This window comes from Deltaproteobacteria bacterium (assembly GCA_011773515.1).
Lineage (GTDB): Bacteria > Desulfobacterota > Deferrimicrobia > J040 > J040 > WVXK01.
Genome location: WVXK01000034.1, coordinates 1240 through 1577, shown reverse-complemented (window position 1 = coordinate 1577; position 338 = coordinate 1240). Strand labels below are relative to the sequence as shown.

The window sequence follows — 338 nt, the reverse complement described above, 5'->3', positions numbered from 1 at the left end:
GGGTGGAAGGGGACGGAGCGGGAGTGGCACAACTACAACCAGCTCTACCTCTTCATGGCCGCTTTCGCCACCCCCCTGGTCGCCTCGGTCCACTCCGTCGTCTCCTGGGACTTCGCCATGAGCATCATACCCGGGTGGCACACCACCATCTTCGCGCCCTACTTCGTGGCGGGGGCCATATTCTCCGGAACGGCGATGGTGATCACCCTCGTGGTCCCGATGCGCAGGATCCTGAAGCTCGACGCCTACATAACCGACGACCACTTCGAGAGCATCGCCAAGATCCTGCTCTTTACCTCGCTCATCGTGACCTACGCCTACATCGTCGAGTTCTGCCT

1 protein-coding gene is annotated in these 338 nt (G+C 61.2%); it reads left to right on the top strand.

Going from position 1 to position 338, the window contains the following annotated elements; genetic code table 11:
* The coding region (locus GTN70_03745; protein NIO16101.1) for a hydrogenase at positions 1-338 on the top strand (338 nt) is incomplete at both ends.